The organism is Actinomadura sp. NPDC048021 (assembly GCF_040653135.1).
Taxonomy (GTDB): Bacteria; Actinomycetota; Actinomycetes; order Streptosporangiales; family Streptosporangiaceae; genus Spirillospora; species Spirillospora verrucosospora.
Map to the genome: position 1 here is coordinate 34,102 of NZ_JBEZJQ010000020.1, position 13,357 is coordinate 47,458.

General features: G+C 70.4%; 11 protein-coding genes. 7 read left to right on the forward strand and 4 right to left on the reverse strand.

Translation table 11 applies throughout. The features are described 5' to 3' along the window. Positions 1-211: 211 nt before the first annotated feature. On the reverse strand, positions 212-1,054 hold the full coding sequence (locus AB0C87_RS28990; RefSeq protein ID WP_345182974.1) for a PAC2 family protein: 843 nt from the start codon (positions 1,052-1,054) through the stop codon (positions 212-214). 203 nt (positions 1,055-1,257) lie between these two features. Beyond that, on the reverse strand, positions 1,258-1,719 hold the full coding sequence (locus AB0C87_RS28995; protein WP_345182975.1) for a universal stress protein: 462 nt from the start codon (positions 1,717-1,719) through the stop codon (positions 1,258-1,260). A gap of 182 nt (positions 1,720-1,901) precedes the next feature. On the opposite strand from AB0C87_RS28995, the gene AB0C87_RS29000 reads away from it, so the two are divergent. The 7 genes from AB0C87_RS29000 (at position 1,902) to AB0C87_RS29030 (ending at position 9,774) form a co-directional block, all read left to right on the forward strand. After that, the gene (locus AB0C87_RS29000) at positions 1,902-2,558 is read left to right on the forward strand and encodes an HAD family phosphatase (RefSeq protein WP_345182976.1); all 657 of its coding nucleotides are present in this window, start codon (positions 1,902-1,904) and stop codon (positions 2,556-2,558) included. A 207-nt stretch (positions 2,559-2,765) separates the two neighbouring features. Further along, a complete protein-coding gene (locus tag AB0C87_RS29005; RefSeq protein WP_360580442.1) occupies positions 2,766-3,194 on the forward strand; it encodes a hypothetical protein in 429 nt (142 codons plus the stop codon). Positions 3,195-3,624: 430 nt separating this feature from the next. Continuing rightward, positions 3,625-4,617, forward strand: coding sequence for an ABC transporter permease (locus AB0C87_RS29010; protein WP_345182978.1), 993 nt, complete (start codon positions 3,625-3,627; stop codon positions 4,615-4,617). Positions 4,618-4,670: 53 nt separating this feature from the next. Beyond that, positions 4,671-6,425 carry an ABC transporter substrate-binding protein gene (locus tag AB0C87_RS29015; RefSeq protein WP_353834835.1) on the forward strand — a complete coding sequence of 585 codons (1,755 nt, stop codon included), beginning with the start codon at positions 4,671-4,673 and terminating at the stop codon, positions 6,423-6,425. Between the two features lie 105 nt (positions 6,426-6,530). Beyond that, positions 6,531-7,544: an ABC transporter permease gene (locus AB0C87_RS29020; protein ID WP_345182980.1), complete on the forward strand. Its 1,014-nt coding sequence runs from the start codon at positions 6,531-6,533 to the stop codon at positions 7,542-7,544. Beyond that, positions 7,544-8,611: an ABC transporter ATP-binding protein gene (locus AB0C87_RS29025; protein ID WP_345182981.1), complete on the forward strand. Its 1,068-nt coding sequence runs from the start codon at positions 7,544-7,546 to the stop codon at positions 8,609-8,611. Before AB0C87_RS29020 ends, AB0C87_RS29025 begins: the two co-directional genes overlap by 1 nt. Positions 8,612-8,691: 80 nt before the next feature. Then, positions 8,692-9,774: a dipeptide ABC transporter ATP-binding protein gene (locus tag AB0C87_RS29030; RefSeq protein WP_345183057.1), complete on the forward strand. Its 1,083-nt coding sequence runs from the start codon at positions 8,692-8,694 to the stop codon at positions 9,772-9,774. Positions 9,775-9,874: 100 nt separating this feature from the next. Here AB0C87_RS29030 and AB0C87_RS29035 read toward each other — a convergent pair whose 3' ends face one another. Together AB0C87_RS29035 and AB0C87_RS29040 are read right to left on the reverse strand one after the other, a co-directional pair. After that, complete coding sequence (locus AB0C87_RS29035; RefSeq protein ID WP_360580444.1) at positions 9,875-12,376, reverse strand: FtsX-like permease family protein; 2,502 nt, start codon at positions 12,374-12,376, stop codon at positions 9,875-9,877. Continuing rightward, positions 12,373-13,203 (reverse strand): ABC transporter ATP-binding protein, encoded by an 831-nt coding sequence (locus tag AB0C87_RS29040; RefSeq protein ID WP_345182984.1) that lies wholly within the window; start codon positions 13,201-13,203, stop codon positions 12,373-12,375. The genes AB0C87_RS29035 and AB0C87_RS29040 overlap by 4 nt, the downstream gene beginning before the upstream one ends. Positions 13,204-13,357: the final 154 nt, after the last annotated feature.

Below are 13,357 nucleotides of genomic sequence, written 5' to 3' on the forward strand. Positions count from 1 at the left end.
AGGCCCGCCACGGCGGGCTTGCCGACGCGCTCAGAGCCGGGGTAGGGGCCGCGGCGCGCTCACCGGCAACAGACGCCGGCGGTCCGCGGGACGGTGGACGTCGTGATCAGCGCACTCCACGGCGTGCGCGCGGCGCCGCCGGGGATGCGAGAGGCCGGGGATGCGAGAGGCCGGGGATGCGAGAGGCCGGGGCGCGCCCCGCCCCGCGCGATCAGCCCGGGTCGCGGCGGCGCAGGTAGCGCTCGAACTCGCGGGCGATGGCGTCGCCGCTCGCCTCGGGCAGCTCCGTGGCGTCCTTCTGCTCCTCCAGCGTGCGGACGTACTCGGCGACCTCCGAGTCCTCCTCGGCGAGCTCGTTGACGCCGTGCTCCCAGGCGCGGGCCTCCTCGGGAAGCTCGCCGAGCGGGACGGTGACGTCGAGGAGGTCCTCCACGCGGCGCAGCAGCGCGAGGGTCGCCTTGGGGGAGGGCGGCTGGGCGACGTAGTGGGGGACGGCCGCCCACAGCGACACGGTGTCGAGGTCGGCCTTGGCGCAGGCGTCCTGGAGCACGCCGAGGATGCCGGTCGGTCCCTCGTAGCGGGCCGGCTCCAGGTTCAGGGTGTTGACCAGGCCGGCCTCGGACGCGGCGCCGGTGACCGGCACCGGCCGGGTGTGGGGGGCGTCGGCGAGCAGCGCGCCGAGCAGCACGACGTTGCGGATCTCCAGCTCCAGCATCAGCCCGACCAGCTCGCGGCAGAACGACCGCCACCGCATGTTGGGCTCGATGCCGTGCAGCAGCACGACGTCCTTGCCGTTGGGGAGCCGCGCCCACGACACGCGGGTCGTCGGCCAGGTGATGCCGCGGGTCTCGCCGTCGGCCATCTCGACGATGGGGCGGGTGACCTGGAAGTCGTAGTAGTCGTCCGGATCGAGCTCGGCGATGGGCACCGCCTCCCAGGTCGACTCCAGATGCGCGATCACCCCGCTGGCGGCCTCCCCGGCGTCGTTCCACCCCTCAAAGGCGGCCACGAGCACCGGATCGACGAGTTCCGGCACGCTTTCGAGCTCGACCACGCGCTGCCTCCTTTCGACGCCCAGGTACAGCGTCACCGACGGGGGCCGTCATTCCCGGGGGTCGGGGGCCCCGCTCATGATCGGTGGCTGTCAGCCTACGTCCTGACGGTGACGTACCCCACCCCTCCGGAAGCCAGACCCCGCCCTGTACGCCCGCGGCGGAACCCGGGTCACGATCGGGTCACCGGCGGCGGGGACGGGCGTCACTTGCCGCGCGGAGTGGTGTGCACGATGAGCACGTCGCAGGGGGCGCGGTGCGACAGGTTCGCCGGCACGGAGCCGAGGATGCGGCCCGCGAGGCTGTTGAGCCCCCGGTTGCCGATCACCATGAGGTCCACGGGGCGCTCCTTGGCCAGCTTCGACAGCACGTCCACGGCGTCGCCCTCGACGGCCTCCTGCTCGATGGCGGTGGCGCCGGCGGCGACGGCCCGCTCCCGCGCGGCCCGCAGAGCGTCGTCGGCGGGCGTGGACCCCTGCACCTTGTAGGCCAGGTCGCCGAGCCGGTCGGCGGCGCTGGCGCGCTCGCGCTCCGGCATGGGGCTGTAGGCGGAGGCGAGCAGGAGGGTGGCGCCCGTGGCGGCGGCCAGCTGCGCGGCCCTGTCGACCGCGCGGAACGAGGAGTCGGAGCCGTCGGTGCCGACGAGGATGGTGCGGTACGCGCTCATGCCGTTCCTTACCCGTTGGTAGTCAACTGCTGGCACGTTATCGGTCCGGTGTCCCATCCGTCACCGTCTCTTTGCACACCCCGTCCAAGAGGCGCCGGCCCCCGGCGGGGGACTGGCCGGAGTGCCCCTTGATCGCATAGATAGGGTGGTTTCTCCGGCCCGGACGACCCGTGGGGAGAGTTGTGACTGGTGGCGGCCCGCACGCCGTGCTTTTCGACATGGACGGCCTGCTCATCGACTCCGAGAGCGTCTGGCTGGAGGTGGAGTCGGAGGTCATGGCGTGGCTCGGCGGCGAGTGGACCCCCGCCCACCAGGAGCGGCTGGTCGGCGGCTCCCTCTACCTCGCCGTCGACTACATGCTGGAGCTGACCGGGGCGGACGCCCCGCGCGAGGAGGTCGGCCGGCGGATGCTGGACGGCATGGCCGAGCGGCTCGGCGCCTGCGTCCCGATGATGCCCGGCGCCAAGGACCTGCTCGCCGAGATCCGCGCCGCCGGGGTGACGGCGGCCCTGGTGTCCTCCAGCCACCGGCGGCTGATCGAGCCGGTGCTGGACGCCGTCGGCCGCGAGCACTTCGCGCTCAGTGTCGCCGGGGACGAGGTCGCCCGGACCAAGCCCCACCCCGAGCCGTATCTGACCGCCGCCGCCCGGCTCGGCGCCGACCCCGCGCGCTGCGTGGTCCTGGAGGACTCCCCGAACGGCGTCGCGGCGGCGGAGGCGGCGGGCTGCGTCACCGTCGCCGTCCCCGGCCTCCTGCCCATCCCGCCCGCGCCGGGGCGGACGGTGGTCGCCTCGCTGCGCGAGGTCGACCTGGCGCGGCTGCGTTCGCTGGTCGCCTGACCCGGCGCCTCGGCCGTCCCGCGGCCGGGCCGTTGTCCGGCCGTGACCTGATACGCGGGAGCCGGTACCCCGGGGGCGGTCCCTAGGGGACGGGTCCCGCCGCAGGAGGAGACGGCGGCGGGCGCAAACCGTCCGCCAGAAGGAGCAGGTCCGGCGGTTCGCGTGTGACGATGGGAAGAGCACCGCCGCACGGAATGAGGGGCCGGCATGAGCGACGCAGCCATATTCGCGATCAGTCTCGGGGTGACCCTGGTCGGGCTGGTGATCAGCTGGGGCGCCTACCGCCGCCGGGGCGCGGGCACCGGGCTGCGCGGCGCGGCCCTGTCGCTGGTGCCGCTCGCGGCGGCGTTGACGGGCGTGACCGAGTTCTTCGTCGACCTGGCGTTCAGCCCGGTGAAGTGGGCGGGCGTCGCGGTGGCGGGGCTGGCCGTGCTTCTTTACCTGGCGTCCGGGGCGATGCTGAGCCGCCGCGGGGGCGCCGACGACGGCCGCGCCGCCGCCAAGTCCGGCGACGGCCGCCGCTCGGCGGGTCGCGGCGGCAAGCCCGGGCGGGGCGTCGAGGGCCCCGCGCCGGGCGGCGGTGACCCGGAGATGGCGGAGATCGAGAAGATCCTCCGCGACCGCGGCATCTCCTGACGCCGCGGGGCCCGCACGCGTCGTGACGGCGGGCCGGGACGTCCCTGACGGGGCGTCCCGGCCCGCCGTTTCTGCGCGTCCCCGCCCTGACCTGCGGACGATCAGTCTCAGATCGGACTCAGTACGGTAAAGCTTGCCGTTCCCGACCCGTGTGGAGTTGCCGGGCACGTCTGGGCTGAACGTACTATTCGGGCGATTTGTCCAACGTGGTGCGTGGACGCATGTTGCCCAGATGACGACGAGATCACAAGTCAGATACGGGTACTTCCGAAGCACGCCTCACGGATGGACAGTCGTGCCCGAAGGACTACGTTTCCCTTCAGCAAACGCGGCGTAACGGGCACGGGGGGCAGCGGATGATCTCCGCGACCGCCGGTCACTCGCCGGCGGCAGGGCCGAACCAGTGGCCGGACGGTAGGAGGTATCGAGCGTGGCCGCACCCATAGAGGTGACCGGGTCCGACAGCGAGGCGCAGCCAGAGGCTGTCCTCGCCGGCGTCGACAGGAAGAAGATCCAAGGACGCTCGCTCGGGCAGATCGCCTGGATGCGGCTGAAGCGGGACAAGGTCGCTCTGACCGGCGCGGTCATCGTGCTCGTGCTGATCCTGATCGCGATCTTCGGGCCGTACTTCGTGCAGGACCCTCTGACGTACCACCAGAACCTGATCGACCCGACCTACAACCGGCCGAAGTCGGGGATCTGGCACACGGGCATCAGCGGCGACCACCTGCTGGGTGTGGAGCCCGGCACCGGCCGCGACCTGCTGGCCCGCATCGTGCACGGAGCCCGGATCTCGCTCCTGGTCTCGTTCCTGGCCACCCTGCTGTCGGTGGTCATCGGGACGGTCATGGGCATCGTGGCCGGCTACTTCGGCGGCTGGGTCGACTACCTGATCAGCCGGGCCATGGACGCCTTCCTGGCGTTCCCGCTGCTGCTGTTCGCGATCGCCCTGGTCGGCGTCGTCTCCGACGGCGCGTTCGGGATGAACGGCAACGGGCTGCGGATCTCGGTGCTGGTCGTGGTCATCGGCTTCTTCAACTGGCCCTACATCGGCCGCATCATCCGCGGCCAGACGCTGTCGCTGCGCGAGCGCGAGTTCGTCGACGCCGCGCGCAGCCTGGGAGCCCGCAACTCCTACGTGCTCTTCAAGGAGATCCTGCCGAACCTGGTCGCCCCGATCCTGGTCTACTCGACCCTGCTGATCCCGACCAACATCCTGTTCGAGGCGGCGCTGTCGTTCCTCGGCGTCGGAGTGATCCCGCCGACGCCCTCGTGGGGCGCCATGCTGACGCTCGCGGTTCCGATCTACTCCTCGGACCCCGCGTACATGATCATCCCTGGTATGGCCATCTTCATCACCGTCCTCGCCTTCAACCTCTTCGGTGACGGGCTGCGGGACGCTCTCGACCCTCGGGCCAAGTGACTCGGGTTCAACCGACCCGTCTAATTGAAGGGGTGCGCCTGCACATGAACAAGATGAGACCATTTGCGGTCTTCGCGGCCGGTGTGGTCGCGGCCGCAGGGCTCGCCGCCTGCGGCGGCGGTGAATCCGGAGGCTCGGGGAGCGGGCCCGGGTACAACGCCGGCGTGAACGAGGTCGTCAACAAGTCGGACAAGAAGGGCGGCACGCTCAAGCTGGCCGACTCCGACGACTGGGACTCGCCGGACCCGGGCAACACCTACTACGCCTTCTCGCAGAACTTCGCCCGTCTCTACGGCCGCGGCCTGACCACGGCCAAGGCCGCGGCGGGCAAGGCGAGCCTCGAGATCGTCCCTGACCTGGCCACCGACATGGGCCAGTCCAGCGACGGCGGCAAGACCTGGACGTACAAGCTGCGGACCGGCGTCAAGTACGACGACGGCACCACGGTCACGTCCAAGGACGTCAAGTACGCGATCGAGCGCAGCAACTACACCAAGGAGCTGCAGCTCGGGCCGAAGTACTTCAAGCAGTACCTCGTCGACAACAAGCCCGCCTACAAGGGCCCGTACGAGGACAAGAGCGACGAGGGTCTGAAGTCCATCGAGACCCCCGACGACCAGACGATCGTCTTCCACCTGAACGAGCCGTTCCAGGAGTTCGACTACCTGGTCTCGATGTCGCAGTCGATCCCTGTGCCGAAGGCCAAGGACACCGGCACGAAGTACGAGTCCGCGATCGTCTCCAGCGGGCCGTACAAGATCGACAACTACACGCGCGGCAAGTCCATGTCGCTGTCGCGCAACCCGAACTGGAACCAGAGCACCGACCCGCTCCGCAAGGCGCTGCCGGACAAGATCGAAGTCCAGATCAAGCAGAACGCGGACGACATCGACCAGCGGATGCTGGCCGGCGCGCTGGACATGGACATCACCGGCGTCGGCGTCCAGGCCGGGACCCAGCCGAAGGTGCTGACCCCCGAGCAGAAGCCGTACGTCGACAACCCCGTCCAGGGCTTCCTGCGGTTCATGTCGCTGAACGTGAACGTCAAGCCGCTCGACAACATCCACTGCCGGACGGCCGTGCAGTACGCGACCGACAAGGTCGCCGCGCAGACCGCCTACGGAGGCCCGCTGGCCGGCGGCGACATCGCCACCACCGTGCTGCCCCCGTCGGTGGACGGCTACACCAAGTTCGACCTGTACCCGCAGAAGCAGGCCGAGGGCGGCGGTCTCGACCAGGCCACGCTCGCCAAGGCCAAGTCGGAGCTGCAGGCGTGCGGCCAGCCGAACGGCTTCAGCACCAAGATCTCGGCGCGGTCGGACCGGCCGAAGGAAGTCGCGATGGCCGAGGCGATCCAGCAGAGCCTCGCCAAGGTCGGCATCAAGGTCAGCATCGTCCAGTTCCCGGCCGGCGACTACTTCAACAAGTACGTCGGCGTGCCGAAGTACGTTCACGACCACGGCATCGGCATGATGATCATGGCGTGGGCGGCCGACTGGCCCACCGGCTACGGCTTCCTCTCGCAGATCGTGCACGGTGCGGCGATCAAGCCGTCGGGCGGCAACAACCTCGCCGAGCTCAACGACCCGAAGGTCAACAAGGGCCTCGACGACGCGATCTCCAACGGTGACAAGGCTTCGCGTCTGAAGGCCTATGGTGAGGTCGACAAGGCGGTCATGGCGACCGCCGCCGAGGTGCCGCTGATCTACGCCAAGGCCCTGATGTACCGGCCGAAGCGCGTGACGAACGCCGGCATCACGTACTACTACGGCGGAATGTACGACTACCTCAACATGGGCGTGGAGTGACACTCCGCTTCGTCCGTGCGTCCAGCTGAAGGCAGGTGAAGGCGACGCCCGCCGGCCGTGCCGGGACCCACAGGTCCCGCCGGCCGGCGGGTCGGGCCGAGCATTGTGTTCGCATACATCATCCGGCGCCTCATCGGTGCCGTCGTCATGTTGCTGCTGGTCAGCATGGTGACCTTCGGCATCTTCTTCTGGTTGCCCAAGATCGCCGGGCAGACGACCGACCAGATCGCGGCGTCCTACGTGGGCAAGGCGCCGACCGCCGAGGCCATCCAGGACACCAAGGAGCGGCTCGGCCTCGACAAGCCGGTCGTGGTGCAGTACGGCAACTACGTCAAGGCCATCGTCGTCGGCAAGGACTACAAGGCCGGCCCCGTGACCGACCACTGCCCCGCGCCGTGCCTCGGCTACTCGTTCCGCAGCAGCCAGCCGGTGCTGGAGACGCTGGTCGACCGGGCCCCGGCGACCCTGTCGCTGGCACTCGGCGCCGCGCTCGTCTGGCTCGTGGGCGGCATCGCCACCGGGGTGCTGTCGGCGTTGCGCAGAGGCTCGCTCTGGGACCGGACAGCGATGATCATCGCGCTGAGCGGCGTGTCGCTGCCCATCTACTTCACCGGCCTGGTCTCGCTCGCGCTGTTCTCCTACACACTCAAGATCTTCCCGGGCGGCGGCAGCTACACCCCGTTCACCTCCAATCCGGTGAGCTGGTTCCAGGCGCTGGTCCTGCCCTGGGTGACGCTCGCGTTCCTCTACGCCGCGATGTACGCGCGGCTCACCAGAGCGGGCATGCTGGAGACGATGAACGAGGACTACATCCGCACCGCCCGCGCCAAGGGCCTGTCGGAGGGAACGGTCGTCACCAAGCACGCGCTGCGCGCCTCGCTGACGCCGATCCTCACCATCTTCGGCCTCGACCTCGGCCTGCTGCTCGGCGGCGCGGTCCTGACGGAGAACACCTTCGGCATCCCGGGGCTGGGCCAGCTGGCGATCAGCTCGATCCGGGGCGGCGACCTGCCCATGGTGCTCGGCGTGACCCTGCTCACGGCGACCTCCATCATCGTGATCAACCTGATCGTCGACATGATGTACGCGATCGTCGACCCGAGAGTGAGGCTTGGCTGATGACCGGCACCGCGCCCGCCGCGGAGACCGCGGGCACCGGCGAGGCCCCGAGCGCGTTCCTCGAGGTCCGCGACCTCAAGATCCACTTCCCGACGGACGACGGCCTGGTCAAGTCCGTCGACGGCCTGTCGTTCCAGCTGGAGCGCGGCCGCACGCTCGGGATCGTGGGCGAGTCGGGCTCCGGCAAGAGCGTGACCAGCCTCGGCATCCTCGGCCTGCACAACCGGCGCAACGCCGACGTGTCCGGGGAGATCTGGCTGAACGGCAAGGAGCTCGTCGGCGCCTCGCAGGCCGAGGTGCGCCGGCTCCGCGGCCGCGACATGGCGATGATCTTCCAGGACCCGCTGTCGTCGATGCACCCCTTCTACACGGTCGGCCACCAGATCATCGAGGCCTACCGGGTGCACAACGACGTGTCCAAGTCGGTGGCCCGCAAGCACGCCATCGACATGCTCGGCAAGGTCGGCATCCCCAAGCCGGACAAGCGGGTGGACGACTACCCGCACCAGTTCTCCGGCGGCATGCGGCAGCGCGCGATGATCGCGATGGCCCTCTCCTGCGACCCCGAGCTGCTGATCGCCGACGAGCCGACGACGGCGCTGGACGTGACCGTCCAGGCGCAGATCCTTGACCTGATCCGGGACCTGCAGCAGGAGTTCAACTCCGCGGTCATCATGATCACCCACGACCTCGGGGTGGTCGCCGAGCTGTCCGACGACATCCTGGTGATGTACGCGGGCCGCGCGGTGGAGTACGCCTCCGTCGACGACGCCTTCCACCAGCCGCTGCACCCCTACACCTGGGGGCTGCTCGGCTCGATGCCGAGGCTGGACCGGGAGCGCACGGAGCGGCTGATGCCGATCGTGGGGTCGCCGCCGAGCCTGATCAACGTGCCGTCGGGCTGCGCGTTCCATCCGCGCTGCCCCTACAGTGACCTCAACGGGGACAAGAGCACGACCGAGCGGCCCGACCTGATCGAGGCCGAACCCGGCCACAAGGTGGCGTGCCATCTCCCGCTGGAGAAGAAGCGGCAGATCTGGAACGACGAGATCCGGGCGAAGCTGTGACGAGCACGGGTGGGAACGAGACTGTGAACACTACGAAGACCCCGGCCGACGAGACCCGTCCGGCCGCGGAGACCCGCCCCGTGCGGGACGGCGAGCCGCTGCTGGAGGTGGACAACCTCGGCAAGCACTTCCCCGTCACCGCGGGGCTGCTGCGCCGGCAGGTCGCGGCGGTCAAGGCCGTCGACGGCGTGTCGTTCTCGGTCCGCAAGGGCGAGACGCTCGGGCTGGTGGGCGAGTCGGGCTGCGGCAAGTCCACCACCGGCCGGATGATCATGCGGCTGCTGGACCCGAGCTTCGGCAAGATCACCTTTGAGGGCCAGGACATCACCACGATGTCGCAGGGGCGGCTCCGGCCGCTCCGCCGCGACATCCAGATGATCTTCCAGGACCCGTACTCGTCGCTGAACCCGCGCAAGACGGTCGGCGCGATCGTCGGGGCGCCCTTCCGGCTGCAGAACATCGAGGCCAAGCAGGGCGTCAAGAAGGCCGTCCAGGAGATCCTGGAGCTGGTCGGGCTGAACCCCGAGCACTACAACCGCTACCCGCACGAGTTCTCCGGCGGTCAGCGGCAGCGCATCGGCATCGCCCGCACCCTGGCCCTCAAGCCGAAGCTGATCGTCGCGGACGAGCCGGTGTCGGCGCTGGACGTGTCGGTGCAGGCGCAGGTCGTCAACCTGCTGGAGGACCTGCAGAACGAGCTCGACCTCACCTACGTGGTGATCGCGCACGACCTGTCGGTCGTCCGGCACATCTCCGACCGCGTCGCCGTCATGTACCTCGGCAAGATCGTCGAGGTGGCGGACCGGGCGGACCTGTACGAGCGGCCCATGCACCCCTACACCAACGCGCTGCTGTCGGCGGTGCCGATCCCCGACCCGAGTGAGCGCGGGGACCGCAAGCGGATCCGGCTGCAGGGCGACGTGCCGAGCCCGCTCGACCCGCCGCCCGCCTGCCGCTTCCACACCCGCTGCTGGAAGGCGCAGGACATCTGCAAGCAGGTCGAGCCGCCGCTGGTGGAGCTCAGCCCGGGCCACCAGGCGGCCTGCCACTTCCCGGAGAACACCACGGTCAGCGCGACCGACGCGGTCGCCAAGGCCGCGGTGGCGCCGGCCGCGCCGGCCGCCGACCCGGTCCCTGCCGACGGCACTGACTCCGTGGAGTAGCGCCGACAGGCGTGCCCCGTGCATGGGGTGCGCACCGTGCACGCGGAAAGGCCCGGCCCCCGCCAGGGGGACCGGGCCTTTCCGCGTTGCCGGCCGTCGGCTACTCGGTGGAGATGGCCTTCAGGACGTCCATGCGGCCCGCGCGCCACGCGGGCCAGAGGGCCGCCAGCACGCCGATGACCGCGGCGACCACCAGGTAGATCCCCAGGGTCCCGTACGGCACGGCGAGGACTCCGAGGCCCTTGTCCGCGAGGGCGTTCTGCAGGGCCGCGCCGAACGCCACCCCGATGCCCATGCCGAGCACCGCGCCGAAGACCGCGATCATGATCGACTCCAGCCGGACCATGCGGCGCAGCTGCCGCCGGGAGATCCCGATCGCGCGCAGCAGCCCGATCTCCCGGGTCCGCTCGATGACCGACAGGGCCAGGGTGTTGACCACCCCGACCGCCGCGATGATGACGGACATCACCAGCAGAATCGTCAGGAACGTCACGAACCCGTCGACCTGCTTGCGGGCGTCGGCCTTCAGTGACGCCTGGTCGGACACCTTCAGGTTCGGGTAGTCCTTCAGCGACGACTCCAGCGCGCCCTTCGTCGCCGCCGACGGCGCCGAGGCGTCCACCACGACCGTGGTCACGGTCGGCTTGAGGGTGTGCCGCAGGTGCGCCTGCGGGGAGATGAGGCGGGGGCCGATCAGATCGCTCTTGGCGTACACGCCCGCCAGCCTGAGCTGTTCGGTGCGCCCGTCGGCGAACTGCACCGGGACCGCCGCCCCGACCTTCCAGCCGCGGGCCTTCGCGGTGTCCTCGTCCACCATGATCCCGGCGTCGCCGATGCCGGTGCCGCCGGAGGTGACCTTCAGCCTGGCGGCCTTGGCGATCACCGCCGCGTCGCCGGACATGTACCACGCCTTCTTGTTCTCGATCTTGGCGTTGCCCTCGTAGGTGGGGGACGCGGAGGCCACCCCGGGCGTCGTCCGGATCCGCTGGGCGGCCTCGGCGGTGATGCCGCCCGCGCCCTGCACCTCGACGAGGTAGTCGGCGCCGAACTGCGCGTCGACCTGCTCGTCGACCGAGGCCCGCATCGTCGCGCCCAGCACGTTCACCGTGGTGATCAGCGCGAGGCCGATCATCAGCGCCGCGGCCGTCGCGGCGGTGCGGCGCGGGTTGCGCAGCGCGTTCTGCCGCGCGAGGCGCCCGGGCGGGCCCATCAGCCGCGCGAACGGCGCGCCGAGCACCTTCATCACCGGCACGCTGATCACCGGGGCGAGCATGGCGACGCCGATGAAGACCGCGAACGCGCCCACGCCGACCGGGACCACCGGGTTGCCGCCGCCGCCGGCGAGGCCGACGGCGATGAGCCCCGCGCCCACGAGGGTGAGCAGGGAGCCGAGCGCGATCCGGATCCGCAGCGACCGCTGGGGCAGCGCGACGTCGTCGCGCATCGCCGCCACCGGCGGGATCTTCGCGGCGCGGCGGGCCGGGAAGTAGGCCGACACGACCGTCACCACGATGCCCACCACGTACGACGAGATCACCGGGGTCGCGGTGAAGGTCAGCCCGCCCTGCCCGGCGTCGCCCATCTGCGTCTGCAGCAGGGAGGCCAGGCCCGCGCCGGCCGCGAGGCCGAGGGTGGAGCCGACCACCCCGACCGCGACGGCCTCGCCGATCACCGCCCGCGTCACCTGGCCGCGGGCCGCGCCGATGGCGCGCAGCAGCGCCAGCTCGCGGGTCCGCTGCGCGACCAGCATCGAGAACGTGTTGAAGATGATGAACGACCCGACGAAGATCGAGATCAGCGCGAACACGAGCAGGAAAGTGCGGAAGAAGTCCATCATCGCGGCGATGTCGCTCTTGGACTCCTCGCGGAGCTTCTCGCCGGTGACGGCCTCCAGGTTCTGCGGCAGCGCCTTGGCGACCCGGTCGCGCAGCTCGTTCTGGGACGGACCGGTGGAGCCCATCTCGATGTCGCTGAAGTAACCGGGCTTCAGCATCAGCCGCTGCGCGGTCGGGGTGTCGAATCCGGTGAGCGTCGCGCCCATCAGGTTCCCGGCGTCGACCAGCCCGACGATCCGCATGCGCGCGGGCGGCCCGGCGGTGAGGACCCGGGTGGTGTCGCCGACCGCGAGCCTGCCCTTCTCCGCGGTCCTGGCGTCGATGACGACCTCGTCGGGTCCCTGCGGGGCGCGGCCCGACGCCAGGTCGTAGGTCCCGCCCGTCGACCAGTTCGTCCCGATCTGGGGCGGACCCTCCTGCGCGGTCCCGACGATCTTGCCGTCCTTGCCGACGACGGCCGCGTACCCGTTGACGTTGCCCTGGGGGTCCTTGACGCCGTCGATGCCCTGCAGGGTCTTCAGCACGGTCGCCGGGACCGGCTGCGCCGCCGCCCCGTCGTCGTCGCCCTCGACGACCTTCTTGGCGCGCACGTCGACGGCCACGTTCGTGCCGATCCGGCTGAACAGGTCGTCGAACTGCTTGTTCATGCTGTCGGTGAAGATCAGCGTGCCGGCCACGAACGCGACGCCGAGGATCACCGCGACGGCCGTCAGCACCAGCCTGATCTTGTGCGCCGCGAGGTTGCGGAGCGTGACCTTGCCCATCATCGCGCCGACACCCCGGAACCGGCCGCGCCCGCGGGACGGGTGTTGTGGCCGCCGGCGTCGAAGCCCTTCATGCGCTCCAGCACCCGCTCGGCGGTCGGCTCGGTCATCGTGTCGACGATCTGCCCGTCGGACAGGAACAGCACCTGGTCGGCGTAGGCGGCCGCGGACGGGTCGTGGGTGACCATCACGATGGTCTGCCCCATCCGCCGCACGGAGTCGCGCAGGAAGCCGAGGACCTCGGCGCCCGCGCGCGAGTCCAGGTTCCCCGTCGGCTCGTCCGCGAAGATGATCTCCGGGCGGGACGCCAGGGCGCGGGCGCACGCCACCCGCTGCTGCTGGCCGCCCGACAGCTCGGTGGGACGGTGCTTGAGCCGCGGCCGCAGCCCCACCGTGTCGACCACCGCGTCCAGCCACTCCTGGTCGGGCTTGCGGCCCGCGATGTCCATCGGCAGCGTGATGTTCTCCAGCGCGGTCAGGGTCGGCACCAGGTTGAACGCCTGGAAGATGAAGCCGATCTTGTCGCGGCGCAGCCGGGTGAGCTGCTTGTCCTTGAGCCGGGTCAGCTCGGTGTCGCCGATGTAGACCTGCCCGGAGTCCACCGAGTCCAGCCCCGCCATGCAGTGCATCAGGGTGGACTTGCCGGATCCGGAGGGGCCCATGATCGCGGTGAACCGGCCGCGGGGGATGCCGACGGTGACCCCGTCGAGCGCGACGACCTGGGCGTCGCCGCGCCCGTACACCTTCGCGATCTGCTGGGTTCGAGCGGCGAAGTCGCCCGCCCCGGGCGCGTGCTCCGCGCCGGCGGTCGATGGGGCGGTGTTCGTCACGTGTACTCCCGTGGGTGAGTGAGCAGGAATGCGTCCGGACCGCGCCGTGCCCCCGGCGATCCGACTCACAAAACCCTAGAAGCCGAACAAACCGGTTTCCTGGACCCCAGGAACGGACTTGTCCGTCCACCCACGGCAGGAGAAGCCCCTCCAC